General features: G+C 60.5%; 23 protein-coding genes and 1 pseudogene. 16 read left to right on the top strand and 8 right to left on the bottom strand.

Going from position 1 to position 23,962, the window contains the following annotated elements; all coding sequences use genetic code 11:
* Position 1: 1 nt before the first annotated feature.
* Both AACY31_RS18570 and AACY31_RS18565 read left to right on the top strand, forming a co-directional pair.
* The gene (locus tag AACY31_RS18570) at positions 2-526 is read left to right on the top strand and encodes an SRPBCC family protein (RefSeq protein WP_339481263.1); all 525 of its coding nucleotides are present in this window, start codon (positions 2-4) and stop codon (positions 524-526) included.
* 85 nt (positions 527-611) lie between these two features.
* Positions 612-1,310 (top strand): outer membrane protein, encoded by a 699-nt coding sequence (locus AACY31_RS18565; protein ID WP_339481265.1) that lies wholly within the window; start codon positions 612-614, stop codon positions 1,308-1,310.
* Positions 1,311-1,382: 72 nt separating this feature from the next.
* Here AACY31_RS18565 and AACY31_RS18560 read toward each other — a convergent pair.
* Positions 1,383-1,511, bottom strand: a pseudogene (locus tag AACY31_RS18560) (hypothetical protein); the annotation flags it as partial.
* Positions 1,512-1,714: 203 nt separating this feature from the next.
* On the opposite strand from AACY31_RS18560, the gene AACY31_RS18555 reads away from it, so the two are divergent.
* Genes AACY31_RS18555 through AACY31_RS18540 form a run of 4 tightly spaced genes read left to right on the top strand, consistent with a single transcriptional unit; the run spans position 1,715 to position 6,864 of the window.
* Complete coding sequence (locus tag AACY31_RS18555; protein ID WP_339504948.1) at positions 1,715-3,421, top strand: molecular chaperone HscC; 1,707 nt, start codon at positions 1,715-1,717, stop codon at positions 3,419-3,421.
* The gene (locus AACY31_RS18550) at positions 3,418-5,082 is read left to right on the top strand and encodes a J domain-containing protein (RefSeq protein WP_339504947.1); all 1,665 of its coding nucleotides are present in this window, start codon (positions 3,418-3,420) and stop codon (positions 5,080-5,082) included. The genes AACY31_RS18555 and AACY31_RS18550 overlap by 4 nt, the downstream gene beginning before the upstream one ends.
* Entirely contained in the window at positions 5,079-6,050 is a 972-nt protein-coding gene (locus tag AACY31_RS18545; RefSeq protein WP_339493065.1) for a DUF3829 domain-containing protein, read from the top strand. The genes AACY31_RS18550 and AACY31_RS18545 overlap by 4 nt, the downstream gene beginning before the upstream one ends.
* A gap of 25 nt (positions 6,051-6,075) precedes the next feature.
* Positions 6,076-6,864 (top strand): nucleotidyltransferase domain-containing protein, encoded by a 789-nt coding sequence (locus AACY31_RS18540; RefSeq protein ID WP_339481270.1) that lies wholly within the window; start codon positions 6,076-6,078, stop codon positions 6,862-6,864.
* An 87-nt stretch (positions 6,865-6,951) separates the two neighbouring features.
* On the opposite strand, the gene AACY31_RS18535 is transcribed toward AACY31_RS18540, so the two are convergent.
* The 4 genes from AACY31_RS18535 to AACY31_RS18520 form a co-directional block, all read right to left on the bottom strand.
* The gene (locus AACY31_RS18535) at positions 6,952-7,452 is read right to left on the bottom strand and encodes a GNAT family N-acetyltransferase (protein WP_339481271.1); all 501 of its coding nucleotides are present in this window, start codon (positions 7,450-7,452) and stop codon (positions 6,952-6,954) included.
* Between the two features lie 337 nt (positions 7,453-7,789).
* The gene (locus AACY31_RS18530; RefSeq protein ID WP_018603827.1) at positions 7,790-9,034 is read right to left on the bottom strand and encodes a saccharopine dehydrogenase family protein; all 1,245 of its coding nucleotides are present in this window, start codon (positions 9,032-9,034) and stop codon (positions 7,790-7,792) included.
* Between the two features lie 25 nt (positions 9,035-9,059).
* A complete protein-coding gene (locus AACY31_RS18525) occupies positions 9,060-10,157 on the bottom strand; it encodes a carboxynorspermidine decarboxylase (RefSeq protein ID WP_339481272.1) in 1,098 nt (365 codons plus the stop codon).
* A 254-nt stretch (positions 10,158-10,411) separates the two neighbouring features.
* Positions 10,412-11,347 carry a Ppx/GppA family phosphatase gene (locus tag AACY31_RS18520; protein WP_339481273.1) on the bottom strand — a complete coding sequence of 312 codons (936 nt, stop codon included), beginning with the start codon at positions 11,345-11,347 and terminating at the stop codon, positions 10,412-10,414.
* Positions 11,348-11,741: 394 nt separating this feature from the next.
* On the opposite strand from AACY31_RS18520, the gene AACY31_RS18515 reads away from it, so the two are divergent.
* The 4 genes from AACY31_RS18515 to phnE (AACY31_RS18500) are packed head-to-tail and all read left to right on the top strand — an operon-like array spanning position 11,742 to position 14,972.
* Complete coding sequence (locus AACY31_RS18515) at positions 11,742-12,593, top strand: putative selenate ABC transporter substrate-binding protein (protein WP_339481274.1); 852 nt, start codon at positions 11,742-11,744, stop codon at positions 12,591-12,593.
* On the top strand, positions 12,590-13,387 hold the full coding sequence (locus tag AACY31_RS18510) for a phosphonate ABC transporter ATP-binding protein (RefSeq protein WP_339481275.1): 798 nt from the start codon (positions 12,590-12,592) through the stop codon (positions 13,385-13,387). Before AACY31_RS18515 ends, AACY31_RS18510 begins: the two co-directional genes overlap by 4 nt.
* Positions 13,381-14,208 (top strand): phosphonate ABC transporter, permease protein PhnE, encoded by an 828-nt coding sequence (gene phnE / locus AACY31_RS18505; protein ID WP_339481276.1) that lies wholly within the window; start codon positions 13,381-13,383, stop codon positions 14,206-14,208. The genes AACY31_RS18510 and phnE (AACY31_RS18505) overlap by 7 nt, the downstream gene beginning before the upstream one ends.
* Entirely contained in the window at positions 14,205-14,972 is a 768-nt protein-coding gene (gene phnE / locus AACY31_RS18500) for a phosphonate ABC transporter, permease protein PhnE (RefSeq protein ID WP_339481277.1), read from the top strand. The genes phnE (AACY31_RS18505) and phnE (AACY31_RS18500) overlap by 4 nt, the downstream gene beginning before the upstream one ends.
* A 182-nt stretch (positions 14,973-15,154) precedes the next feature.
* Here the strand turns inward: phnE (AACY31_RS18500) and AACY31_RS18495 are convergent, their stop codons facing one another.
* The gene (locus AACY31_RS18495; protein WP_339481278.1) at positions 15,155-16,078 is read right to left on the bottom strand and encodes a LysR family transcriptional regulator; all 924 of its coding nucleotides are present in this window, start codon (positions 16,076-16,078) and stop codon (positions 15,155-15,157) included.
* A gap of 113 nt (positions 16,079-16,191) precedes the next feature.
* On the opposite strand from AACY31_RS18495, the gene AACY31_RS18490 reads away from it, so the two are divergent.
* The 5 genes from AACY31_RS18490 (at position 16,192) to yghU (ending at position 21,062) form a co-directional block, all read left to right on the top strand.
* On the top strand, positions 16,192-17,187 hold the full coding sequence (locus tag AACY31_RS18490) for an aldo/keto reductase (RefSeq protein WP_339481279.1): 996 nt from the start codon (positions 16,192-16,194) through the stop codon (positions 17,185-17,187).
* A 122-nt stretch (positions 17,188-17,309) separates the two neighbouring features.
* Positions 17,310-18,071, top strand: coding sequence for a substrate-binding periplasmic protein (locus AACY31_RS18485; RefSeq protein ID WP_339481280.1), 762 nt, complete (start codon positions 17,310-17,312; stop codon positions 18,069-18,071).
* 1 nt (position 18,072) lies between these two features.
* The gene (locus AACY31_RS18480) at positions 18,073-19,416 is read left to right on the top strand and encodes a diguanylate cyclase (protein WP_339481281.1); all 1,344 of its coding nucleotides are present in this window, start codon (positions 18,073-18,075) and stop codon (positions 19,414-19,416) included.
* Positions 19,417-19,444: 28 nt separating this feature from the next.
* Entirely contained in the window at positions 19,445-20,179 is a 735-nt protein-coding gene (locus tag AACY31_RS18475) for a substrate-binding periplasmic protein (protein ID WP_339492688.1), read from the top strand.
* A gap of 43 nt (positions 20,180-20,222) precedes the next feature.
* Entirely contained in the window at positions 20,223-21,062 is an 840-nt protein-coding gene (yghU, locus tag AACY31_RS18470) for a glutathione-dependent disulfide-bond oxidoreductase (RefSeq protein ID WP_339481284.1), read from the top strand.
* A gap of 25 nt (positions 21,063-21,087) precedes the next feature.
* Here yghU and AACY31_RS18465 read toward each other — a convergent pair whose 3' ends face one another.
* Together AACY31_RS18465 and AACY31_RS18460 are read right to left on the bottom strand one after the other, a co-directional pair.
* The gene (locus AACY31_RS18465; RefSeq protein ID WP_339481286.1) at positions 21,088-22,614 is read right to left on the bottom strand and encodes an FAD-dependent oxidoreductase; all 1,527 of its coding nucleotides are present in this window, start codon (positions 22,612-22,614) and stop codon (positions 21,088-21,090) included.
* A 215-nt stretch (positions 22,615-22,829) separates the two neighbouring features.
* Positions 22,830-23,039 (bottom strand): hypothetical protein, encoded by a 210-nt coding sequence (locus AACY31_RS18460; protein ID WP_339481287.1) that lies wholly within the window; start codon positions 23,037-23,039, stop codon positions 22,830-22,832.
* Positions 23,040-23,297: 258 nt separating this feature from the next.
* On the opposite strand from AACY31_RS18460, the gene ribD reads away from it, so the two are divergent.
* On the top strand, positions 23,298-23,825 hold the full coding sequence (ribD, locus tag AACY31_RS18455; protein ID WP_339504945.1) for a bifunctional diaminohydroxyphosphoribosylaminopyrimidine deaminase/5-amino-6-(5-phosphoribosylamino)uracil reductase RibD: 528 nt from the start codon (positions 23,298-23,300) through the stop codon (positions 23,823-23,825).
* Positions 23,826-23,962 lie beyond the last annotated feature (137 nt).

Here is a 23,962-nt window from a genome sequence, read left to right as displayed (position 1 = left end):
CTTGAATGAATCAACCCTCCTGCATGACCGTGCCCCTCACAACCAAGGTGTCGCCGTGAACGATGTCAAAGTGCAAATCATAGTCAAATCGCCCCCTTCTGAAATCTGGAAGATCTGGAGCAATTTTGCAGAAGCGCCGTTATGGGATACCGACGTTCGCCAGTGTCAACTCGACGGCCCTTTCCAGGCGGGGACACGCGGCAAATGTGTCCTCAAGAACGGCTTGAACATGCCACTGAAACTGGAAGCCGTGAGCCTGCACGAAAGCTATCGCAACAGTGCACGGCTGCTTTGGATCGACCTCGAATTCGATCATCAGATGCGCAGGTTTTCTGCCGATGAAACCCATGTCATCCATAGCGCGAAAATTTCCGGACCGTTGAGTTTTCTCTATCGCGGACTGCTGCGCAAAGCGTTGGCCGCCGCGATGACCACGGCACTGGACAACCTGTGCACGCTGGCTGAACAACGGGCCATCGGCGCTCCGGGGCACGCGAAAACCGCGACGCCTTTGCACCTGATGTGAATACCTCCCGGAAGGACGCGCGCTGAACGCGTCTTCCCGGACGCGCTTCGCTTACTTCTCGATAACAGCACATTTCGGATCTCGCATGAATCTACAGAAAAACACCCAATATCTTGTCATGGCCATCGTTGGTCTGGGGGCTATCGCACCCGCATCGAGTTTCGGCGACAACCTCGGCCCCTACGTCAGTGGCATGGGTGGCGTGAACTGGGTCGCTAAACAGGATCTGACCCAGAACAACAACGATTTCGTCGAGATGGAATTCAATCAACCGCTGCACTCCGGCTACGCTACCGGACTGGCACTGGGCTGGCGGTTCCCGGTCGGCCTACGGCCCGAGGTGGAACTGAGCTACCGCCGCAATACCCTGGACCAATTCAATAACCGGGTCTACGAGGGCGGAGGCAGTATTGAGGGTAAAGGCGAAGAGCAAGCCAGCAGCCTCATGGCCAACCTCTGGTATGACATCCCGAACCTGCCTGCCCCCTTGAGCCGCTTCACACCTTATGTGGGCGGTGGCCTGGGCTACGCGGTGCTGACCATCAAGGGCCTGGAAGCAGGCGGCGTCGAGTTCGGCGGCACCCATCGCGACACCGTCTCGGCCTGGCAACTCGGGGCCGGCATCGCTTACGAGCTTAGCGAGCATTGGTCCATGTCCCTGGATTACCGCTACTTCAAGACCGGCGAAGCGAACTTCGGCAAAATCCAGGGCCTGCCCCCGGCTGATGTGGAAACCGAATACAACGCCCAGTCCTTGATGCTTGGTTTGCGGTACTGGATGTAAGCGCTAGATGGATTGGCGCCTGGCCTTGGTCAGGCGTCGATTATCATCCCGACTAACGCAAAGTGCCTGGCGCCCAGCTTGTTCAATCATTGCCTCAGGTATCAGGCGCTCCAGTAACAGCGTCATCCCCTCTCGGAACAGCGGGTGTTCGTCTGCCACGATGATCCGACAAATCTTCTGGCCCCGAAACGCGTCGTTCATTGCGCCTCAAACTGCATCTTGATGACTTCACTGATTCTCTGCGCAACGCCATTGGCCAGCGGCGTGACGGATCGGATCGACTTCATGCAAACTCGCCCATGATCACCCCAAAGTTTCCCATGAATACGCCGATACATGCCTGATAAACTGACCGGCTCGCAGATAGCCCCTTGCGACGCATCGATTAAGGAGATCCAACGGACATGATTGTCGGCATTGACCTGGGCACCACCCATAGCCTGATCGCAGCATGGCGCGACGGCGCGGCGCAACTGGTGCCCAACGCATTGGGCGAGTGGCTGACACCGAGCGTGGTAGGCCTGGACGACGAAGGCCGCGTCATGGTCGGCCGCGCGGCGCTGGAGCGCCTGCAGACCCATCCCCAGGTCACCGCCTCGCTTTTCAAGCGCTACATGGGCAGCGCCCGCCTCACCACGCTTGGTCATCAACAGTTCAGGGCCGAGGAACTCTCGGCCATGGTATTGCGCAGCTTGCGCGAGGATGCCGAGCGGCATTTCGGCGAACCAGTGGAAGAAGCCGTCATCAGCGTCCCCGCCTACTTCAGTGATGCCCAGCGCAAGGCCACGCGAATTGCCGGTGAGCTGGCGGGCTTCAAGGTCGAGCGACTGATCAATGAACCCACCGCAGCCGCACTCGCCTATGGCTTGCACCAGCGCGATAACGCCAGCACCTTCCTGGTTTTCGACCTCGGCGGCGGGACTTTCGACGTGTCCATCCTGGAGCTGTTCGAAGGCATCATGGAAGTGCGCGCCAGCGCCGGCGACAACTACCTGGGCGGGGAAGATTTCGACACGCTGCTACTCCAGGATTTCGTTGCCGCACAGACGGGCAACACCGAGGGGCCACTGGCCCTTGAAGACGCGCAGCTCTACGGTCGGCTGCGCCGTGAAGCCGAACGCGTGCGCAAATCCCTGGGCCAGGAATCAAGCGCAACGTTTGCAGTACGCCAGGGCGAGCGCGAATGGCGTCGCGAATACACCCAGGCCGGTCTGACCGATCTGTATGCACCCCTGTTCAGCCGCCTTCGAGCCCCTATCGAAACCGCTTTGCGCGATGCCCGTATCCGCGCCAGTGAACTGGACGAAGTGTTGCTGGTGGGCGGCACCACCCGCATGCCCCTGGTGCGTAAATTGGCCGCCAGCCTGTTCGGACGTTTTCCCTCGATCCAGCTCAACCCCGATGAAGCCGTGACATTGGGCGCCGCCGTGCAGGCAGGGTTGAAAAGCCGCGACGCGGCACTTGAAGAAGTCGTGCTCACCGACGTCTGTCCTTATTCCATGGGCATCGAAATTACGGTCGAGTATGGCGGCAAGCTCGAAAGCGGCCATTACCTGCCGATCATCGAACGCAACTGCGTGGTGCCCGTGAGCAAGGTCAAGCGCGTGTTCACACTCCAGGACCAGCAAAAGGTCGTACTGCTGAAGGTCTATCAGGGCGAAAGCCGTCGGATCAGTGAAAACATTCTCCTGGGCGAACTGGAAATTCCGGTGCCGCTTATGCCTGCCGGGGAAGTGGGGATCGACGTACGTTTCACTTACGATACCAACGGCCTCCTGGAAGCCGATGCGCAGATCGTCCAGACGGGAGAACAACGCAACCTGGTGATCGCCAATAACGCCGGCGTGCTGGATAGCGAAGAGATCAGCCAGCGCCTCAAGGCCCTGGAAGCGCTGAAGATCCATCCACGGGATGAACAACCCAATACCTTGCTGATCGCCCGGCTGGAACGTCTTTACCAGGAAAGCCGCGGTGATCTGCGCCAACAGATCGATGAGCTGGCTACCCGTTTCGCCCAGATGCTCGATACCCAGGAACTGCACGACATCCGCGCGCTTCGGCTGCAGATCAGCGCGCAACTCGACAGCCTTGAAGAAGGTGTCTGGCGATGACTTGCTGGGTGGTACTCGGGCTGCCCGAAGACGCCGATAAGCGCAGCATCAAGCGCCAGTATGCAAGTCTGCTCAAACAGCATCGCCCAGACGAAGATCCCGAAGGTTTCCAGCGCCTGCGTGAGGCTTACGAGCAGGCATTGGAATGGGCTGACTGGCAGCAGGACGTGGCCGTCGACGAAGAACAGCCCGCCCCCATCGAGCTGCCCCTCATGGAACTGCCAACCCCGAGGCAGGCACCGACAGGGCCCTCCCCCAGCCAGCGTCTGGCGGCGCAATGCCTGGAGGCGATAGACGCGACCAACCTCGCCAGCCGCCTGACGCAGGCGCGTCTTTATGCCTGCGAGCGTGAATTCGAACACGGCCTGCTGGAGTTTTGCCTGGCGCAGGAAGATACCTACGACCTGGCCGAAGCGGCCATTGCCCAATTGCACTGGCTGACCCCTTGGCAACGCGAGGACCTGCCCAGCGCCGCCACCGAGCAACTGCGCGGCAGGCTCATGGATCTGGCATGGTCTCGCCTGACCGGGGCCTGGCACGATAGTCAACGCTTTCTCGATGTCGCCCGCCAGCTCGACGCCAGTCCTTGGCTACAGACCCTGGACGCTCGGCAATGGCTGAACCGCTGCCTGGCCATGGCCCTGCTGCAAGCACCGACTTGGTCCGAGCAGTTGTTCGATGCCATCTGCGCACAACAGGGCTGGAAGCAGACCGGCCACCATAGCCCGTGTCCAGAACCCTGGTGGAGTCAACTCCTGGCGCGCAGCCATTGCGCCACGTTCCTGGCGCAACAGGCTCGCCTCACTCAGTTCTTCGACAGCAGCGAGTCCCAGGCCTCGCGCATGCTGTTTGGATCACTCGATGAAGACGCCCGAGTGCGTTTGAGCATGACCTTCAGCGCTGCGGACTGGGATGCCTGCGATACGCTGTATCGCACCGTTCAGCTTCGCTACCCGCAGATACTGCACGAAAAGCCACAACTGAGCCCGGACAACTGGCGTGCGCTGCGGCGCCAGCCGCCGATCCTGGCCGTGCCATTGGCCATACTCGGCACTTCGATCTGCATGAGCTGGCTCTATGAATATCGACTAGGCGGCTCGTTCTACACCAGCGTGATCGATATGTTGCTTCGCGCCCTGCTGCTGGGTGTCGTCGGCTGGGGACTTCACGCAGTGTGCAAGAAACTGAGCCGCAAGGCCTGGCGCCTGGACGATTGGATAAATGTTCGTTACGGCCGCTGGCTGAGTTTACGACGGCCCTCCCCGTTGCCGATCCGCGAAAACCTCTGGGTCGCGCTGCTGGGCGGGCTCATCTACGTAGCCGGCGGATTGCCCGGGGCGGCGACCTATTTCGCAATTCTCGGTGTGCTGGGTGCCTTGAGCCGGCGCGCGCCCTTCGAACGCGGCAAGTCTATCCTGACCCGACTCTATGACCGGGTGCCTGGCGATGTGCTTATCGGCCTGTTCCTGGGCATGCTCGTGCCCATGGTCTTGTTGGGTAATACCTGGGCCAACGGCGTGTATCTGGGCAAGAACGAAGGCCTCCAGGTCTGGCCACAGCGCATCTGTGCTGCTCGAGAGTCGACGGCTTCGCCGTGCCCAGCGGGACTTTCTGCAACCCAGTGGCAAGCTTTCAAGGAACCCCAGGTCAATCAACCATGATCAGTACCCGCGCATTCATCACGGCGGTTGTCGTGCTACTGACGATGACTTGGCTGGTCCAGCGCCTGGCCGGGCCGACGAACGACGATAAGGAAAACCGCGCACATTGGGCCGAGGTACAGGAAATAAGTACCTGCCTGGTGGACGGCGCGGAGCTATTTGAGCAACGCTATATCGACTACCGTACCCCCCAGGCCTTGCCGGAGGAGGAATGGATTCGCAGGATGAGATTCAAAGGCTTCGGCATGGGCTCGGGCATCGACGCCGAGGAGTTCATCCGGCCTCAGGGTAGGTCGCCATCACCCTGCAAGCATGGGTTTAGTGGCGGCGAGCCCGGTAGCCTGCAGGCCCTCGCTCGAAATTACATCAAGGCCTATGACGACCTGCGTCCCATCGCCCAGACCGCCGAACTATGGCTGAACAACCATCGCGATCAGCCTCAGCCTGGCGAGCTCGAAAAAGTGGATCGTGCCCTGACCCTGCATCTGCAGGACGCGCGCGCCCAGGCGATACCGTTGCGCCAGGCGTTGGAGCAGCCGCAGCTGCAGGTACGTGAGCAACAGCTGGCATCCATCGAAAAGCATCAGGGACAGGACCAGCATTGGCACACGCTGCGCTTCATGATCCTCGCCCGCCAGACCATCAACGGCCTCGACGCCATGACCGAAGGGCCCCCCCTGACGCCGCAACAACTGCTCACTCTGCATCATTCGCTGGCAACCAACTGGACGGAGACCGAAGCCTTCGTGCAAGCCCTGCCCCGTCTGCGCTCGGCTAACGGTGGCCCGCCCGTGTGGAACAAAATCAGCCTGGCAGCCAAGGAATGGCTTGCCGCCCTCGAACGTTTGCAACAACACTGGGCGTCTGGAGACGACGCCGCGGAACTGAACCAGGACCTTGCTGCTGCACGGGCCGGGTATGACGAATTGCGGATGCGTTACAACGCTGCGGTGCAGCTCCAGTATTGAAAACTCATTGAGTTGGAGTGGGCCTATGGTTTCCATAGCTGTAAAGGAAGAAGTCCGGGAACGTCTGCGTCGTGCCGAGGACGAGCATGCAGTGAAGATCCTGCTTGCCGTAGAATCAGGCAGCCGCGCCTGGGGATTCGCGTCCCCCAATAGCGACTACGACGCACGCTTCATCTACGTCAATAAACCTGAGTGGTATCTCTCGGTCGGCCTTGAGGAACAACGTGATGTCATTGAATACCCGATTGTTGATGACATGGACATCAATGGCTGGGATCTGCGCAAGGCCTTGAGGCTTTTCTGGAAGTCAAATCCGGGGTTTGTCGAGTGGGTTCAGTCCACCATCGTCTATGAACACTCCGGCTCCTTCCACGAACGTGCCAAAGCGTTACTACCGCAGGTGTACTCGGTTGAAAGCGGTATCTACCATTATCGCAGCATGGCAAAAACCAATTACCGGGGGTACTTGCAGGCTGCTGAAGTACCGCTAAAAAAATATTTCTACGTACTGCGGCCATTGCTATCGGTACGGTGGCTGGAGCGCTTCGATCAACCCGCCCCCATCGAGTTTGACAAGCTGCGCGAAGTCATCGACGGCGAGCCCGAGTTGCACCTTGCCATCGATGACTTGCTTGCGCTCAAGCGCGCATCACCAGAAATGGGGCTTTCGCCTCAGATCATGCCTATTCAGAAATTCATTGAGCGGGAACTGAATAGACTTGAGGAGATCAAGCCGACCCGTAGCGAGCGCAAGGAAGTAGAGCCGTTACTGTCGGAACTGTTTCGCTCGGTACTGAAGGAAACGTGGAGATAACCCAAGTCATTGGCTTCATCGAAAGTCGCTTGGACGAATTTAAAACGTACAAGCGCCCCCTAACACGGTCCAGCGTGAATCAAATTTCTAGATCGAAAGCGCAAAGCGGCCTCCACCCTCGACTTCCTCGCTACCCAACAGCGCTTCAGGCACAAACCCGCACCGTTCAAGGACCTTCCTTGAGCCGACGTTGCTCTCATAGACATAAGCCACCAGTTGCGTAAGCGCCCAACGCATCCGTGCCGCCTCGATCAGATGTTTCAGGGCCTGCGTTGCCAGCCCTTGCCCGCAAACGCGTTGATCAATGCGATAGCCCACTTCGGCGCAACCGTGTGGTGAATGGATGCCTTTCAAATTCGCTCGCCCGACGATTCTCCCGCAGGAATCTTCGATCAAAAACGGGTGCCAGGCGCCCTCGGCAAAATCGGCCAGATAGCTTTCAATGTGATCAGTGACGCCCGTCCGTGAATAAAAGGCTGGGGCGCGGGCGTCGATATGCGACTCGAACCATTCACGGTTGAGGATCTCGAAGGCCAGAAGCGCTTCGACGTCGGTACTCTCCAGCTCGCGAATCCTGAATGGTGTCACTGATTGCTTCTCCCGGGGCTGAAGCGCAATCGTAAGGTCGAGTGATGGTTCATGGCGAGGATTTCTGCTTGAGCGGTCTTGTGTTGGGGGGGCTGCTGCGCAGCCCAGCGGGGCGGTGCGACGTTTCGCTAAATCCCCTCGCCACAAGGTTATTCATTTGACGCGGGACATAAACGAAAAATGCTCCGTACCTTTCGATACGGAGCATTTCTTCAAGACTTCCGCGGATTGCCAGGGCTTCACGCGACGGTGAGTCTCCTGGTTCAATCGCCTGCAGAATTCAGAGGGATTCTGCATCTCCTATCGGGGAGTCGGAACGGAACCTGCCTGGCGTCCTTCAGGCGTTTTGGTTCCAGGGACGGTCTCCATGCTCGTCCTTGATGCGCGTCGGCAAGCCCATCACATCCAACGCCTCGAGGAACGCCTCGGCGGGCAGCTCCTCGACGTTGACCATGCGCTGCACGTCCCACTCGCCACGGGCCACCAGCAAGGCTGCGGCCACGGGTGGCACGCCTGCGGTATAGGAAATACCCTGGCTGTCGGTTTCGGCGTAAGCGTCCTCGTGGTCGGCCACGTTGTAGATGAACATCTCGCGCGGCTGGCCATCCTTGACGCCCTTGACCAGGTCACCGATGCAGGTCTTGCCGGTGTAGCCCGGCGCCAGCGAACTCGGATCAGGCAGCACGGCCTTGACCACTTTCAGCGGCACGACTTCCAGGCCTTCGGCGGTCTTGACCGGTTGCTCGGAGAGCAGGCCGAGGTTCTTCAGTACGGTGAACACGTTGATGTAGTGCTCGCCGAAGCTCATCCAGAAACGCACGTTGGGCACGTCGAGGTTCTTCGACAGCGAGTGCACTTCGTCGTGGCCGGTCAGGTACAGGTTCTGCGAGCCTACGACCGGCAGGTCGTCGGTGCGCTTGACCTCGAACATGGTGTTGCTGGTCCACTGGCTGTCCTGCCAGCTCCACACCTGTCCGGTGAACTCACGGAAATTGATTTCCGGGTCGAAATTGGTGGCGAAATATTTGCCATGGGAGCCGGCATTGACGTCGAGAATATCGATCGAATCAATGCGGTCGAAATGCTGTTGCTGCGCCAGTGCCGCATAGGCATTGACCACACCCGGGTCGAAGCCCACGCCGAGAATGGCGGTGATGTTCTTTTCCTGGCACTCCTGGAGGTGGTTCCACTCGTAGTTGCCGTACCAGGGCGGCGTCTCGCAGACCTTGCCCGGTTCTTCGTGGATGGCGGTGTCCAGGTAGGCCACGCCGGTATCGATGCAGGCACGCAGCACCGACATGTTGAGAAAGGCAGAGCCGACGTTGATGACGATCTGCGACTCGGTTTCGCGAATCAGCGACTTGGTCGCTTCGACATCCAGAGCGTTCAGTGCAAAGGCCTTGATGTCGGCGGGTTGCTTGAGGCTACCCTTGGCCTTGACGCTGTCGATGATGGCCTGGCATTTGGAGATGTTGCGCGACGCGATAGCAATACGACCGAGTTCGTCGTTGTGCTGCGCGCACTTGTGGGCCACCACCTTGGCGACACCTCCTGCACCAATGATAAGTACGTTCTTCTTCAATTTCTTCATTTCTCCTTCCGCCAGCTCAAGACAGGCTGGACAGATAGTCGTCGTAAACAAACTCGCGAACCACCTCGACGCTGCCGTCGAGTTGCTTCACTACGATGGACGGCATTTTCAGGCCGTTGAACCAGTTTTTCTTGACCATGGTGTAGCCCGCTGCGTCGATGAACGACAGCCGATCGCCGATGGACAGCGGACGATCGAATTGGTACTCGCCGAAAATGTCTCCGGCCAGGCAGGATTTGCCGCACACCATGTAGGTGTGTTCGCCCTCGCTCGGTGCCAGCTTAGCGTCCAGGCGATAGATCAGCAGATCGAGCATGTGCGCCTCGATGGAGCTGTCCACCACGGCCAGGTGCTTGCCGTTGTAGAGCGTGTCGAGCACGGTGACTTCCAGCGATGCACTCTGGGTGATCGCGGCCTCGCCCGGCTCCAGGTAGACCTGCACGCCATATTTTTGCGAGAAGGCCTTGAGCCGTGCGCAGAAGGCGTCCAGGGCGTAGCCCTCGCCGGTGAAGTGAATGCCGCCACCGAGGCTGACCCACTCGACCTTATGCAGCAAGTGACCAAAGCGCTCTTCGATAGTGCCCAACATCTGGTCGAACAAACCGAAATCGCCGTTCTCGCAGTTGTTGTGGAACATGAAGCCGGAGATATGCTCGATGACTTGCTCGATTTTCACCGGATCCCATTCGCCCAGGCGGCTGAACGGTCGCGCCGGGTCGGCCAGCAGGTAATCGGAGCTGCTCACTTGCGGATTGACCCGCAGGCCGCGGACCTTGCCGGCCGACACTTCGGTGTAGCGCTGCAACTGGCCGATGGAGTTGAAGATGATCTTGTCGCAGTTGGCAAGCATCTCCTCGATTTCATCGTCAGCCCAAGCGACGCTGTAGGCGTGGGTCTCGCCCGCGAACTTCTGCCGGCCGAGCTTGAGTTCATAGAGCGACGACGACGTGGTGCCGTCCATGTACTGCTGCATCAGGTCGAACACCGACCAGGTGGCGAAGCACTTGAGCGCCAGCAAGGCCTTGGCCCCGGACTGCTCACGCACGTAGGCGATCTTCTGCATGTTCGCCAGCAGCTTTTGTTTGTCGATAAGGTAGTACGGGGTTTTGATCATTTTCGAGGCCTCCGGGCAAGGCGAGCCAAAAAAGGATGCGCATTGTGCCTTCACTGACTGCAGATCGAAAGAGCGAAAAGCCCCGTTCACGCAATCATCCTGATCCAGGCCCACGCTTTGCGATAACCGGACATACCGACTGCCCAGGCGATGAAATGCTGGATGATCGGGTAAAGAAGGGGTCGCCGAAGAGGCGTCGATGCTCGAAATCGAGCCATCGCCGATAGACGGCAATGGGCAACAACCGTCCGTGATCAGTGCTGATGCATCAGGTCATGCAGAACGCCGAACCTCAGGCCCGGCTCGGAAGCAATCATCTGCGAGATACCGAAGACCTTGAATGCCGCCAGCATGATCGCCAGGCCACCGGGCAGGATGCCCAGGCGATGGCTTTGCAAGCCGGCCAACCTGAGCTGGTCGACATGGCCGACTTCCAGCAACCGCAGCGACAGACGCAACAATCCACCGTAGGTAATGCCGCCTTGCCCAACATCGTTGAAACCATTGGCCTTGAGCACTTTGGTCAACATCCGCGCCGTACCGGAAGAACCGATTGCCTGCTGCCAGCCCTGGGCGCGATAACCCGCCGCGACTCTTTCAAACTGCAGGACAGCCACTCGCTCCGCCTCCAACAGCGCCTGGGCGGTGATGCATCCGCCCCGAAAGTAACGCGCACCAAAGGTGCCACTGCCGATGGCGATGCTTTCCGTCAGCAACGGTTGAGCGCCCTGCCCCAGAATCAATTCGGTCGAGCCACCGCCGATGTCCACCACCAGCCGCGGGTGCTCGACACCGGGCACCGTATGGGCAACACCGGCGTACACCAGCCGCGCTTCTTCATGCCCGGACAGCACGTCGATCCGAAACCCCAGGTGCCGCTCGGCGCTGGCCAGGAACAGCTGGGCATTCGCCGCTTCGCGCACGGCACTGGTCGCCACCGCCCGCACCCGTCCGGCTTCAAAGCCACGCAGTTTTTTGCCGAATCGGGCGAGCGCCTGCCAGCCCCGATCCAGCGCCAGCTCGTCCAAAGCCCCGGCCTGCAGGCCCTCGGCCAATCGGACAGGCTCGCGCAGGGTTTTCACTTCCTGGATCATCAAGCGTCGATTGCGCTTGACCGACTGGCCGATCATCAAGCGGAAGGCGTTAGAACCCAGGTCAATGGCCGCGAACAGAGGGGCGTCGCCTTTCATAGCGGTGTTCCTTGATTCATCAGCCAGCAGGCACAGGCGCTGCGGACTTTCCACGATGGTTTGCGAGGATCCTGCCATGGATTCGATGACACCTGGATGACACCCCTGGCGCTCGGCCATGGAAAACAGACGCGTGCCGACGAAATTTCGGCGAGCCCCGGCCTTCGAGCGCAATCGATAAAACCCGATCGTGAAGGCATCGACACCACCGCCATCTCCACACACTGGCCCACTGCTATCGCGGGCAGGCTTGCTCCCGCAAGGGTTTGGGTGAGTTCAGGGCAAGAAACGGTTAATATCGCGCTCTTTCGTCTACCCTCACAGAGCGGCGTACCGCCCTCCACGTGGGCGTGATGCGTCACCATTCCTTGCCTTCATGTACCGGAGATCCTCCATGCTCAAGCGTTCCCTGGCATTGGCCGTCGGCGTTGCCCTGTCGTTTTGCAGCCTGCTGTCCCTGGCCGCCGACACCCTGAAAGTCAGTGCAATTCCCGATGAGGCGCCGACCGAGCTGCTGCGCAAGTTCAAACCGCTGGGTGCCTATCTGGAACAGCAAACCGGCATGAAAGTCGAATTCGTCCCCGTCAGCGACTACCCCGCCGTGGTCGAGGCACTGGCCACCGACCGGATCGACATGGCCTGGCTGGGGGGGTTCACCTTTGTGCAGGCACGCCTGAAAACCGGCAACGCCATCCCCCTGGTCCAGCGTGAACAGGACGCCCAGTTCACCAGTAAATTCATCACCGCCGACCCGGCCGTCAAATCCCTCGCCGACCTCAAAGGCAAGACCTTTGCCTTCGGTTCGGTGTCGTCGACGTCCGGTAGCCTCATGCCGCGCTATTTCATGCTCAAGGACGGCATCAAGCCTGAAAGCTACTTCAGTCGCGTAGGCTACTCCGGCGCCCATGACGCCACCGTCGCCTGGGTCCAGGCCGGCAAGGTGGACGCTGGCGTGCTGAACGCCAGTGTCTGGGAAAAACTGGTCGCAGCCGGCAAGGTCGACACAACCAAGGTCAAGGTCTTCGCTACCACCCCTGCCTACTTCGACTACAACTGGACGGTGCGCGGTACCCTCGACCCAGCGTTGGCGGCCAAGATAAAGGCCGCCTTCCTGGCACTCGATCCGGCCAACCCGAAGGACAAGGAAATCCTCGATCTGCAGGCCGCCAGTCGCTTCATCGAAACCAAGCCTGAGAACTACAAGGGCATCGAGGAAGCCGCACGCGCCGCCGAACTGCTCAAATGACCCTGCAACTGACCCAGGTCAGTGTTACCCATGCCAACGGCGTCCAGGCGCTGCGGGGCATCGACCTGCACATCGGTGCCGGCGAACAGGTCGCCATCATCGGCCCGTCTGGCGCGGGCAAGTCAAGCCTGCTCAACCTGCTGGCCACCGCCCTGCGCCCAGGTAGCGGCGCGCTGCAGTTGCTCGGCGAACGCGCCTGGCAACTGTCTGCCCGCCAGCGTCAGCGCCTGCGCGCTCGCATCGGCCTGATCCACCAATCGCCGCCGCTGCCGCCACGTCAACGCGTGGTCACGGCGGTCCTGGCCGGAAAGCTCGGTCAGTGGGGCATCGGCAAAAGCCTGTTGAACCTGCTGCATCCGCTGGATATTCCAGGCGCCAGGGCGGCGTTGGCCCGGCTGGACCTGGGCGACAAATTGTTCGCCCAATGCCAGCAGCTGTCGGGCGGACAGCTGCAACGCGTGGGCATTGCCAGGGTGTTGTATCAGGCGCCAGAGGTGCTGCTGGCCGATGAACCGGTTTCGGCCATGGACCCGGTATTGGCCCAGCACACGCTTTCGGTGCTGTGCCGCCATGCCCGGGAGCACAACGTCACCCTGGTCGCCAGCCTGCACGCGGTGGAACTGGCCTTGGCCCACTTCTCCCGGGTCATTGGCCTGCGTGATGGACAGATCCTGTTCGACCTGCCAACCGAAGCGGTCGACCGCCAGTTGCTCGACGCCCTCTACGCCAACGAACAGCTACAGTCTTCGCCAACGCCCCCCTCTTCCTTGAGCGTGCAGATCCCCCGATGCTGACACGCGATACCCGAGACCCCGCCACCCGCCCGCGCCTGCTGCTCAGCCTGCTGGCCCTCGTGCTGCTGTGGCCGGGCATCCAGTTCAGCGAACTGGACCTTAGTGTGTTGGTGGCGAGCGACAGCCAGAGTGAAATGGGCCGGTTTGTAGCGGCCTTCTGGCCTCCCGCCCATGGCGACGAATTTGTCGAACTGCTGTGGCAAGCCACCTTGCAGACGCTGGCGATCGCCACGGCCGGCATGGCGTTGGCGTTGCTATTGGCGGTGCCCGCGAGCCTGCTGGCCAGCCGCGCCCTGTCGTTGTCGGCGGCCTCCCGTGCCGGACACCCAGGTTATTGGGGCCAACTGCTGCGCTGGCCGGTGCGCGGCCTGCTGATCTTCCTGCGCAGCGTCCCGGAAATTGTCTGGGCCTTGCTCTTCGTCCGTGCCGTCGGCCTCGGCCCTACGGCTGGCGTACTGGCGATTGCCATTACCTACAGCGGCATGCTGGGCAAGGTCTATGCAGAAATCTACGAGTCGGTCGACCAGCGTCCGGCCCACGCGCTCCTGCAATCCGGCAGCAGCCGGCTCGCCGCTTTCTGCTATGGGATCCTGCCCAATGTCGCGGCGGAGCTGTTGTCATACACGGTGTATCGCTGGGAATGCGCCATCCGCGCCTCGGTGGTGATGGGCTTCGTCGGTGCCGGTGGCCTGGGCCAGCAAATGGACCTGTCGCTGAGAATGTTCGCCGGCGGTGAAGTGGCCAGCCTGCTGCTGACGTTCCTGGCGCTGGTGCTGCTGGCCGATCAACTCAGCCGCCTGCTGCGCTGGAGGCTGGCATGAATCGCCTGATCAACGCGGTCATTGTCCTGTGCATCGGTGCGGCAGTCGTCGTCTCGTTCCGCTACCTGGGCATCGACCTCGGCGAGCTCGGCGACAGCCGCAATTTGCACCAGATGGGCGCTTATGCGCAGCGTTTTCTCAGCCCGGACCTGAGCCTGGGCCATCTGAAGGCGATCGGCCACGGCGCCCTGGAAACCCTCGCCATGTCGGCCCTTGGCACCCTGCTCGCGGCGGTCTTCGGCCTGCTATTGGCCTTGCCTGCGGCCGGGCGTTTTGGCTGGCCGCTGCAGAGCGCTTCGCGGCTGGTGCTCAATGCCTTGCGCGCGGTGCCAGAACTGGTGTGGGCGGCGTTGATGGTCCTCGCCGCCGGGCTCGGCCCCAATGCCGGCACCCTGGCCTTGGCCCTGCACACCACCGGTGTGCTCGGCCGGCTGTTCGCCGAAGCCCTGGAAAATACCCCATCCGAACCGGCCGACGCCATCCGCCTGCAAGGTGGCAATGCGGTATTGGCGTTCTGTTACGGCACGTTACCCAACCTCCTGCCCCAGCTACTGGCCTATGTCCTGTACCGCTGGGAAAACAATATCCGCATGGCCAGCGTGCTCGGCTTCGTCGGCGCCGGGGGCTTGGGGCAAATGCTCTACGTCAGCCTCAGTCTGTTCCAGGAGGCCCAAGGCAGCACGGTGATCCTGGCGATGTTGCTACTGGTTTTCGCGGTCGATACGTTGAGCAGTTGGAGTCGCCAACGCTGGGTCAAGGCTTGAGAGCCTGGGGCGTGAAGCCACGCTCACACTGGCCCTGAGTAGGAGCAGGCGAAGCCTGCGATCTTTTGATCTTTTGATCTTTCGCTTGAGACTCAAGTGTTTTTGGGAAGATCGCAGCCTCGTTGCACTCGACAGCTCCTACACAGTTCCTACACAGCGCCTATACCGCGCCTACTCGGTTTCTACACCCTCTCCATCAGCGCCTCCTGCGCATCCGCCTCGCCGTGCAACAGCTCGATCACCCAGTCGATAAACACCCGAACCCTGGGTGACAGCTGTCGATGGGGCGGGTACACCGCAGAGATCGGCCAGGTTGGCACGTTGTAATCCTCAAGTACCTGAACCAACCGGCCCTCGGCCAACTGCTGTTGCACGTGATAACGCGGCGCCTGGATCAAGCCGAATCCCGCTTCACAGGCCGTCACATAGGCGTCGGCATTGTTGACGTTCAGCTCACTTGGCAATTGCATTTCGCGAACCCGCCCCGCCACCTCGAATTCGAACGGGAAGAACCGCCCATTGCCGGACGCAAACCCGATGGCCCGGTGCGCCGTCAAATCCTCCAACCGCCCGGGCGTGCCGGCGCGGGCCAGATAGCCGGGGCTGGCACACGTCAGTTGATGCAGGCGCACGATGGGGCGCGCCACCAGCGCCTGGTCGACGACATTGCCGGCGCGGATTGCACAATCCACGCCCTCGCGCTGCAGATGGACCTGACGGTCATGGAAGCCGATGTCCAGTTGCAACGCTGGGTAACGGCAATAGAAATCCGGCAGGCGCGGCACGATCCAGGTGCAACCAAAGGCGATGGGCATGTCCACTTTCAGGGTGCCGCGCGGCTGGCTGCGTTGCACCGACAACGAACTTTCGAGGTCATCGAGGTCGTCCAGCAACTGGCCGCTGCGCTGGTAATACGCTTGCCCATCAAGCGTTGCCCGCACCTGCCGGGTGGTGCGCTGCAGCAGTTGCACCCCTAGATGCGCTTCCAATTGCTGGATCAGCAGGCTGACGGTGGCCCGCGGCAGCCCAAGGTCATCGGCCGCCTTGCCAAAACCGCCCAGTTCAACAATGCGCCGGAACACCTGCATGGCCTGTAATCGGTCCAATCTCGCGCCTCACTATTTAGATATCACGAACAGTTAAACCAATAATCATGGATTTATCCAGGAAACCGTTTGATAGAGACTGCACAGGTCGTTCATTTCCAGGAGCTATCAGCATGAAGACTCGCCAACTCGGCCATCACGGCCCGCACGTTTCCTCCATCGGCCTGGGCTGCATGGGCATGTCGGACTTCTACACCACGGGCGTGGACGAGCGCGAAGCGATTGCCACGCTCCACCGCGCCGTGGAACTGGGTGTGACGCTGTTCGACACCGCCGACATGTACGGGCCGCATACCAACGAAGAATTACTCGGACGGGCCCTGCGTGGCAAACGTGAAGGCCTGTACCTGGCGAGCAAGTTCGGCCTGGTGCGCAGCAGCGATCCCCATGCCCGTGGCGTCAATGGCCGTCCTGACTACGTCCGGCAATCTATCGATGGCAGCCTCAAACGTCTCGATACCGATTACCTCGACCTTTACTACCAGCACCGCATCGACCCTGAAGTGCCCGTCGAAGACACCATCGGCGCCATGGCCGAGCTGGTCAAAGCCGGCAAGGTTCGCCACATCGGGATCTCGGAAGCCAGCGCCGAGACCATCCAGCGGGCCCACGCCGTGCACCCCCTGGCAGCGGTGCAAAGCGAATACTCGCTGTGGTCCCGTGAGCCCGAACACAATGCCGTGCTCGACACTTGTCGGCGCCTGGGCATTGCATTCATCGCCTACAGCCCCTTGGGCCGGGGCTTTTTGACCGGCGAGCTGAAATCACCGGAGGACTTCGCCGCCGATGACTATCGCCGCTTCAACCCGCGCTTCCAGGCCGACAACTTCAATCGCAACCTGGCCCTGGTAGCGCGGGTCAAGGCATTGGCCCTGGACAAGGGCATCAGTGCTGCGCAGTTGGCCTTGGGCTGGGTATTGGCCCAGGGTGACCATGTCATCCCGATCCCCGGCACCAAGCAGCGCAAGTACCTGGAAAGCAATGTGGCGGCCGTTTCGGTGATGTTGAGCGCTGACGAACTGGCCCAACTGGATGGGATTTTCGCAGGCGAAGGTGCCGTGGCGGGCGACCGATACCAGGCGCACACGATGACGCTGTTGAACGGTTGATCCTACGGCGGGGCCGACCATTTCGACAGGCCGGATTCAAGCCGGCGCCAGCCCAGCCGATAACCCTATTAAGAATAGCTACCAGACCTCCGGGTTCTGCCAGTTGCATAGGGTGATAATCAATGGGTTTGCCGCTTAATCGCCTACTGGTGTGGGGCGTCCTGATGTTCCTCGCTGCAAGCGCTTGCGCGGCAGAGACGCCGTTGCGCATCGTGACGGAGGAACTGCCGCCCTACAACATGACGCAGAACGGCCGAGTGACCGGCATGAGCACCGAGGTGGTCCAGGCCGTGCTCAAGGAAGTCGGCATCGACGCGCCACCTATCCAGTCCATGCCGTGGGCCCGGGCCTACGAACTGGCGCTCAATGAACGCAATGTATTGATCTACTCGATCGTCCGCACGCCTGCACGCGAGCCGCTTTTCCAGTGGATCGGCAGCATCGGCCCGACGCAGTGGTACATCTACTCGCTGGCGGACCGGCCGGTGAAACTCGACTCGCTGGCCGATGCCCACGGGCACCAGATCGCCACGGTCAATCAGGACGTGGGTGAGCAATACCTGATCTCGAAGGGTTTTCGCATCGGCAAGGAATTGCAGTCGAGCACCAAGTACGAACACAACTACCGCAAGCTCAAGGTCGATCACGTGGAGCTGTGGATTTCCAATGAGCTCAACGCGCTGTACCTGACGCGTCAAAATGGCGAAGACCCGGACAAGTTGCTGATCCGCTCGCTCGCGCTTCCCGAGATAAGCAGCGCCGACGGCTTGAGCATGGCGTTCAGCCGCAATACGCCGGCCGATACGGTGGCGAAGTTCCGTGCTGGCCTCGAGGCCATCCGGCGCAATGGCGTCTACGATGCCATCCTGCGCAAATGGTTATGACATGGATGCCAATTTTCGTAAGGCCTCCTCCCTACAACCAGAGACCAAAGCGTTCAGCTCCCTAGGACGCCGCCTGGTATTGGCAACGCTGTTGTTCTGCCTGCTTTTTACCCTGGCAATGGTCACCTGGCGTACCTGGTTGGCCTGGGAAAACAACCTGGCGGAAATGAATTCGGAACTGGCCCTGATCGACCAAGTGTTCCAGAACACCCTGGCCCATGCCATTTGGGAACTGGACCGTGAATCCCTCGACCAACAAATCGCCAGCGTCGCCATGGCAGCACCCGTGGGTCGCGTGGTGTTGAACATCCTGCGCCCCGGACAAGCGCCTGAAGTCATCGAGGTCAATCGATACGCCGTCGATCAATCAGGCGTGGTGCCGGTGTTGCATCGCCAGCTCATCGCACAACCCTACGCCGGGGCCCATGAAATAGTCGGTGCGCTGACCATCGAAGGCGACGATAACCTGCTGTGGGAGCGCCTCTGGGACGAAGCACGCAGCATCGTCATCACCCAGCTCATCCAGTCCTTGCTGCTGGCCGGGTTGATCATGACCGTGTTCAACCGCCTGGTGACCGTGCATGTGGTGCACATCGCCCGGCACCTGGGCGAACTGGCGCCGCAAGCCCTCAAGTATCACCTCAAGCTGCAACGGGCGGTAAAGCGCCAGGACGAGCTGAGCCTGCTCGAATTCCAGGTCAATACACTCCAGGACAATCTTCGCGCCCATTTGGAACGTCAGCATTCGGACGAACTGGCCCTTGCCGCCAGCCGCGACCAAATGGCCGAACTGGTCGAGGCCCGCACCGCAGAATTGAAGGCGGCCAACCAGGCCCTCGAAGCGCTGTCACGTCACGATGATTTGACGGGGCTGGCCAATCGTCGCTATTTCGACGAGTTGAAGGACATCGAGTTTCGCCGGGCGATACGCCACAGGACCCCGCTGGCCGTGCTCATGTGTGATGTCGATTTCTTCAAGATCTACAACGACACCTACGGCCACATGCAGGGTGACTTGTGCTTGAAAGAGATCGCCGAGACCCTGCGCAGCGTGTTCGGCCGCTCTGGTGAACTGACCGCGCGCGTAGGCGGTGAAGAGTTCGTCGTGGTCCTGCCCAACGTCGACGCCGCCCAGGCCTGCGAGGCCGCCCAACGTTTGCGTACAAGCCTGGCGGAGCGTGAACTGCCCCACAGCGGTTCCAAGGTATCGCCGTTTGTCACCGTGAGCATCGGCGTCGCCGAGCTGGACCCGGAGACCATGGACCACTTCGATCAACTGCTGCAACGCGCCGACCAGGCGCTGTACCGGGCCAAACACAAGGGACGCGACTGCGTTGCCCTGTAAAAACCATCGCGCGCCATGAGGTCTGCATATGCACATTCGCCTGATACTCTGTTCATGCTTGCTACTCACCTCGATCAGCCTGCAAAGCCACGCCGAGACGATCGAAGTCGTGACCGAAGATTCCCTCTATGCCTACCTGCATGACGACAAGGTCGTCGGGCCGGGCAGTCGTATCGCCGAAGAAACACTGAAAAACGCGCAGCTCACCGACTACAGCCTGACGCTGTACCCGTGGGCCCGGGCCTACGAAAAGGCGCTGCACGAGCCTAACGTGTTGATTTTCCCGCTGGACCGCACCCCGGCCCGCGAGCAGTTGTTCAAATGGGTCGGTGAAATACATCGGGTGGCGAGCCGACTCTATAAGCTGCGAGACAGTGAAGGCATCGCCGTCAACAACCTCGAGGATGCCAAGCAGTACAGCATCGGCGTGGTGCGAAACGACGCCAAACAGATTTACCTGCAACAGCGTGGGTTTACCCGACTGGTCATCTCGTCCAACTACCACGACAACTTTCAAAAACTGCTGAATCGCCAGATCCAGTTGCTGCCGATGCCGGAGAACACCGCGCGCCTGATGAGCAAGGATGCCAAAGTGGATTTCACTTCGCTGGAAGAGGTCTATACCCTCGACGAGCAACCCCACAGGGTCCACCTGGCCTTCAGCCTGAGCACTCCGGACGAAGTCGTCGCCAAGGCCCAGCGCGCTTTCGAGCAGCTCAAGGCTTCTGGTGAAGTGGCGCGGATCATGCTCGAACAGCGGTAGACTCTGGGGGATCACACCACAAGCAACGATGAGGTATGTCCCGATGAGCCAAGCGTCCTACGTTCCGCCCAAGGTCTGGAAAAATGACGCCCCGTCTGGCGGCCAGTTCGCTAGCATCAACCGCCCTACCGCTGGGCCGACTCACGAAAAAACCTTGCCGATTGGCAAACACCCGTTGCAGCTCTATTCCCTGGCCACGCCCAATGGCGTGAAGGTGACCATCCTGCTGGAGGAACTGCTGGCGTTGGGTCATACGGGCGCGGAATACGACGCCTGGCTGATCCGCATCAGCGAAGGCGACCAGTTCTCCAGCGGTTTTGTCGAGGTCAACCCCAACTCCAAGATCCCGGCCCTGCTGGACCGCAGCGTGGAACCTGCCACCCGTGTCTTCGAGTCCGGTTCGATCCTGCTGTACCTGGCGGAAAAATTCGCCGCCCTCCTGCCCACCGACCCGGCGGGCCGCACCGAAACACTGAACTGGCTGTTCTGGCAGATGGGCTCTGCCCCGTACCTGGGTGGCGGCTTCGGGCATTTCTACGCCTATGCGCCGGAGAAATTCGAATACCCGATCAATCGCTTCACCATGGAGGCCAAGCGTCAACTCGACGTCCTGGATCGCCGCCTTGGCGAAAGCCAATACCTGGGAGGCACCGACTACACCATTGCCGACATCGCGGTCTGGCCTTGGTATGGCCAACTGGTGCGCAACAACGTGTACGGCGCCGCCGAGTTCCTGAGTGCCCACGAATACACCCATGTGCAGCGCTGGGCCGAAGAGATCGCCAAACGACCGGCCGTCCAGCGCGGACAGCGGGTCAACCGCACGTGGGGTGACGAAGCGAGCCAAGTGCCAGAGCGGCATGAGGCTGGGGATCTGGACTGAGGGCCAATCGCCACACCTGACGCGTTCAAGCCGGCAGTGTCAGGCCCCGGTCGCTGAAATACCGGCTCAACGTTGCCGCAGACGCGTGGGGATCCGCCAGGGCGACGTAGGTATCGGGACGCAGCAGATAAGCGGCGTCCCGACACAACCCGGCTTTATGATGCTCATCCTGCCAGGTGAACGTGTGCAGGGGGATCTGGTGCTGGCAGCTCCAGGCTTCCAGATCCGCCCGGGCCTTACCATAGACATGCACCTGCCAGCCGATGGACGCGAGCGGTTCGTAGTTGTCGGCGCCCGGCACCGGAACCCATGGCAAACGGTCACCGCCCAGCACGTCACCCGCCTTACCGGCACTCAACGGGCTCTCGTGATAATTCAAGGTGGTTTGGGACACCATCCGGAACAGGTACTCACGCACGTTCTCGCGTTTATAGGCAACGCTCGCAAAAAGCGGGGCGATGCGTGTGCGCACGAAGTCGGCAAAATTGCCTTGGGTGGTTGCAAAGGTGAACAGCCGGTCCGTCGTTTCCACCAGTTTTTGCGCAAACGCCTGGCGTTCGGCCTGGTAGCTGTCGAGTAACGCGTCGGGGGCCTGTCCCTTCACGACCGCCGCCAGTTTCCAGGCCAGATTGATCGCGTCGAGGATGCCAGTGTTCATGCCTTGGCCACCGGCCGGGCTGTGGACGTGTGCGGCGTCTCCGAGTAGAAATGCCCTGCCCCAGCGAAACTGATCCGTGACGCGATGATGAACCCGGTAGGTGGAGAACCAATTCACGTGATTGATCCTGATGTTCAGGCCGTTGATGGCGTCATGACCAACGTCCTCGAACGTGAGCGTCTCTGGAAGTTCTGCGCGTTCATCGCGAACCGTACCGATCAGGCGATATTGGTCAGTTTCGCCATAGAAAAACGCCAACACGAATTCGGATTTATCAAAAGCGATATGGGCCTCATCCGCAGGTTCGAAACCGCTGGCAGACACGTCCGCCACGTAGAACAGCTGCTTATAGGTACCGCCCTCGAAGCCGCTTCCCACCTGATGACGCACGAGCGAACGCGCGCCATCGCATCCTGCGAGGTAAGCGGTCGTGAGCGTTTCTTCGCGACCCTGGGCGTGTTGCAAGCGCGCGGTAACATGCTCGCCACGGTCCTCGAAGGACACCAGTTCGGTCTGCCGCTCGACTTCGACACCCAGGGTCTGAAGCTGCTCGACCAACAGCCGCTCATGACGGTCCTGGGGGTAAATGAGGACAAAAGGATAAGGCGATACATCCCCACCAGCGTCCACCAACGCAATCCGCGCCTTGCGTTTCCCCCGGGCCCACAGGTTCATGGCTGGGGTTTTGTACCCGGCCTCGATGACCGCACCGGCCATGTCGAGCTGGCGATAGAGTTCAAGTGTGCGGGCCTGGACGGCCATGGCACGCGAGGTTTCCCCCGGTCCGCGACTCTTGTCGACAATCCTGACAGCAAGCCCCTGCCGGGTGAGCCATAAAGCCAGAACCAATCCAGTAGGACCGGCTCCCACAATGAGAATGTCCGTTTGCGCCATGTTCAAGCCTCTGGAGGACGGATGACTCTGGAGGCACTTAATAATGGTCGAGGAAGGCCGGATGTCAACGAACGGGCGGCGGGCAAGCTGACTGCATGGGTTCTGTGGCTACTGTGGGAGCTTGCTCGCGAAGGCGTCATGACATTCAACATCGAAGTCGACCGACACACCGCTATCGCGAGCAGGCTCGCTCCCACCCGTTTTTCATCAGGTGTTCAGCGCTTGGTCGCCAGCTTATACCCAGCACCCGCCGACGCCGGAGCCGTTTCATTGGCCAGCGCAAAAACACACTCATCCAGATAAGGCCTGACATCCGCCCATTTCCTGCGATCGGCGATAAAACCTCTCAGCTTCTTGCCCGCATCCACGACATCCGGTTCATGGGCCATCAGCATGAGCCTGACTGGGGCTTTTTGTGGCGGCATCGCTTCAGATCCTATGCAGTCGGAGGTCAGAATGCCGCATCGAGCACCGAGCCGGTAATCGGGTTCTCAAGGAGTGCACGCGACCGGCTTTTTTCCTTTTCCTGGGGTGTCGTTTGTGCTGTTGATGCCGTGAACCAGGCCCAACTGCACAGCGAATGTTCTGGATGTTGGCGTCGTCGACTTGAACATTGTTGGAGCCGCATCGTAGGGCTAAACACTGTATTCTGACCGCGTTTTGTCGCTACCAAGGACCCAGGTATGTCGCTTCCCGGCGAGCACAATGCTTTCTCCGACATAGACGGATTTTTCATGAAACAGGCTCTGGATCAAGGCAGACGCGCACTGCCTGATTGCCTGCCCAATCCGCCTGTAGGGTGCGTCATCGTGCGCAGTAACTCGATTATTGCCAGTGGCTACACCCAGCCTCCGGGACGGCACCATGCAGAGGCGATGGCGCTGTCAAAACTGGAACAAAATTTCGACGAACTGACGGCTTACGTTACGCTGGAGCCTTGCTCATTCGCGGGCCGAACACCTTCATGCGCCCTGGCGTTGGTGAGCGCGGGCGTTACCCGAGTTTATGTTTCGATGCTGGATCCCGACCCTCGCAACGCTGGAGCGGGTGTCGCGATGCTTCGACGAGCAGGAATAGACGTTACAGTCGGCCTACTCGAAGAGCAGGCCCGTCGGGATTTGGGCCCGTATCTGCACGACGAGCAGCCGGCTGGCCAGCACAAAACCATGAAAGCCTTATCAATTGTGCGCCCTAGGGATGGTCTGAAATAGCCGGATGTTTTCCGGCTATCGAGCCGTCAGTACTTTTCAAAAAACGACCCGCGTCGAAATTTGATCCATTTTCTTCATTTTTCAGCCCTTCCGGGCGCAGCAAGGCGCTTCGCAGCGCCCATTTGCTGTATTACACG

It is taken from the genome of Pseudomonas sp. RL_105y_Pfl2_101 (assembly GCF_963970585.1).
Taxonomy (GTDB): domain Bacteria; phylum Pseudomonadota; class Gammaproteobacteria; order Pseudomonadales; family Pseudomonadaceae; genus Aquipseudomonas.
Note: the sequence above shows the minus strand (reverse complement) of the source record. Positions and strands in the feature narration are given on the sequence as shown.

What these genes read in the sequence shown, in the direction of transcription:
- AACY31_RS18565 (WP_339481265.1), top strand. Translation starts at nt 612, where the DNA reads ATGAATCTACAGAAAAACACCCAATATCTTGTCATGGCCATCGTTGGT.
- AACY31_RS18555 (WP_339504948.1), top strand. Translation starts at nt 1,715, where the DNA reads ATGATTGTCGGCATTGACCTGGGCACCACCCATAGCCTGATCGCAGCA.
- AACY31_RS18550 (WP_339504947.1), top strand. Translation starts at nt 3,418, where the DNA reads ATGACTTGCTGGGTGGTACTCGGGCTGCCCGAAGACGCCGATAAGCGC.
- AACY31_RS18545 (WP_339493065.1), top strand. Translation starts at nt 5,079, where the DNA reads ATGATCAGTACCCGCGCATTCATCACGGCGGTTGTCGTGCTACTGACG.
- AACY31_RS18540 (WP_339481270.1), top strand. Translation starts at nt 6,076, where the DNA reads ATGGTTTCCATAGCTGTAAAGGAAGAAGTCCGGGAACGTCTGCGTCGT.
- AACY31_RS18525 (WP_339481272.1), bottom strand. Translation starts at nt 10,157, where the DNA reads ATGATCAAAACCCCGTACTACCTTATCGACAAACAAAAGCTGCTGGCG.
- AACY31_RS18520 (WP_339481273.1), bottom strand. Translation starts at nt 11,347, where the DNA reads ATGAAAGGCGACGCCCCTCTGTTCGCGGCCATTGACCTGGGTTCTAAC.
- AACY31_RS18515 (WP_339481274.1), top strand. Translation starts at nt 11,742, where the DNA reads ATGCTCAAGCGTTCCCTGGCATTGGCCGTCGGCGTTGCCCTGTCGTTT.
- AACY31_RS18510 (WP_339481275.1), top strand. Translation starts at nt 12,590, where the DNA reads ATGACCCTGCAACTGACCCAGGTCAGTGTTACCCATGCCAACGGCGTC.
- phnE (WP_339481276.1), top strand. Translation starts at nt 13,381, where the DNA reads ATGCTGACACGCGATACCCGAGACCCCGCCACCCGCCCGCGCCTGCTG.
- phnE (WP_339481277.1), top strand. Translation starts at nt 14,205, where the DNA reads ATGAATCGCCTGATCAACGCGGTCATTGTCCTGTGCATCGGTGCGGCA.
- AACY31_RS18490 (WP_339481279.1), top strand. Translation starts at nt 16,192, where the DNA reads ATGAAGACTCGCCAACTCGGCCATCACGGCCCGCACGTTTCCTCCATC.
- AACY31_RS18485 (WP_339481280.1), top strand. Translation starts at nt 17,310, where the DNA reads ATGGGTTTGCCGCTTAATCGCCTACTGGTGTGGGGCGTCCTGATGTTC.
- AACY31_RS18480 (WP_339481281.1), top strand. Translation starts at nt 18,073, where the DNA reads ATGGATGCCAATTTTCGTAAGGCCTCCTCCCTACAACCAGAGACCAAA.
- AACY31_RS18475 (WP_339492688.1), top strand. Translation starts at nt 19,445, where the DNA reads ATGCACATTCGCCTGATACTCTGTTCATGCTTGCTACTCACCTCGATC.
- yghU (WP_339481284.1), top strand. Translation starts at nt 20,223, where the DNA reads ATGAGCCAAGCGTCCTACGTTCCGCCCAAGGTCTGGAAAAATGACGCC.
- AACY31_RS18465 (WP_339481286.1), bottom strand. Translation starts at nt 22,614, where the DNA reads ATGGCGCAAACGGACATTCTCATTGTGGGAGCCGGTCCTACTGGATTG.
- AACY31_RS18460 (WP_339481287.1), bottom strand. Translation starts at nt 23,039, where the DNA reads ATGCCGCCACAAAAAGCCCCAGTCAGGCTCATGCTGATGGCCCATGAA.
- ribD (WP_339504945.1), top strand. Translation starts at nt 23,298, where the DNA reads ATGTCGCTTCCCGGCGAGCACAATGCTTTCTCCGACATAGACGGATTT.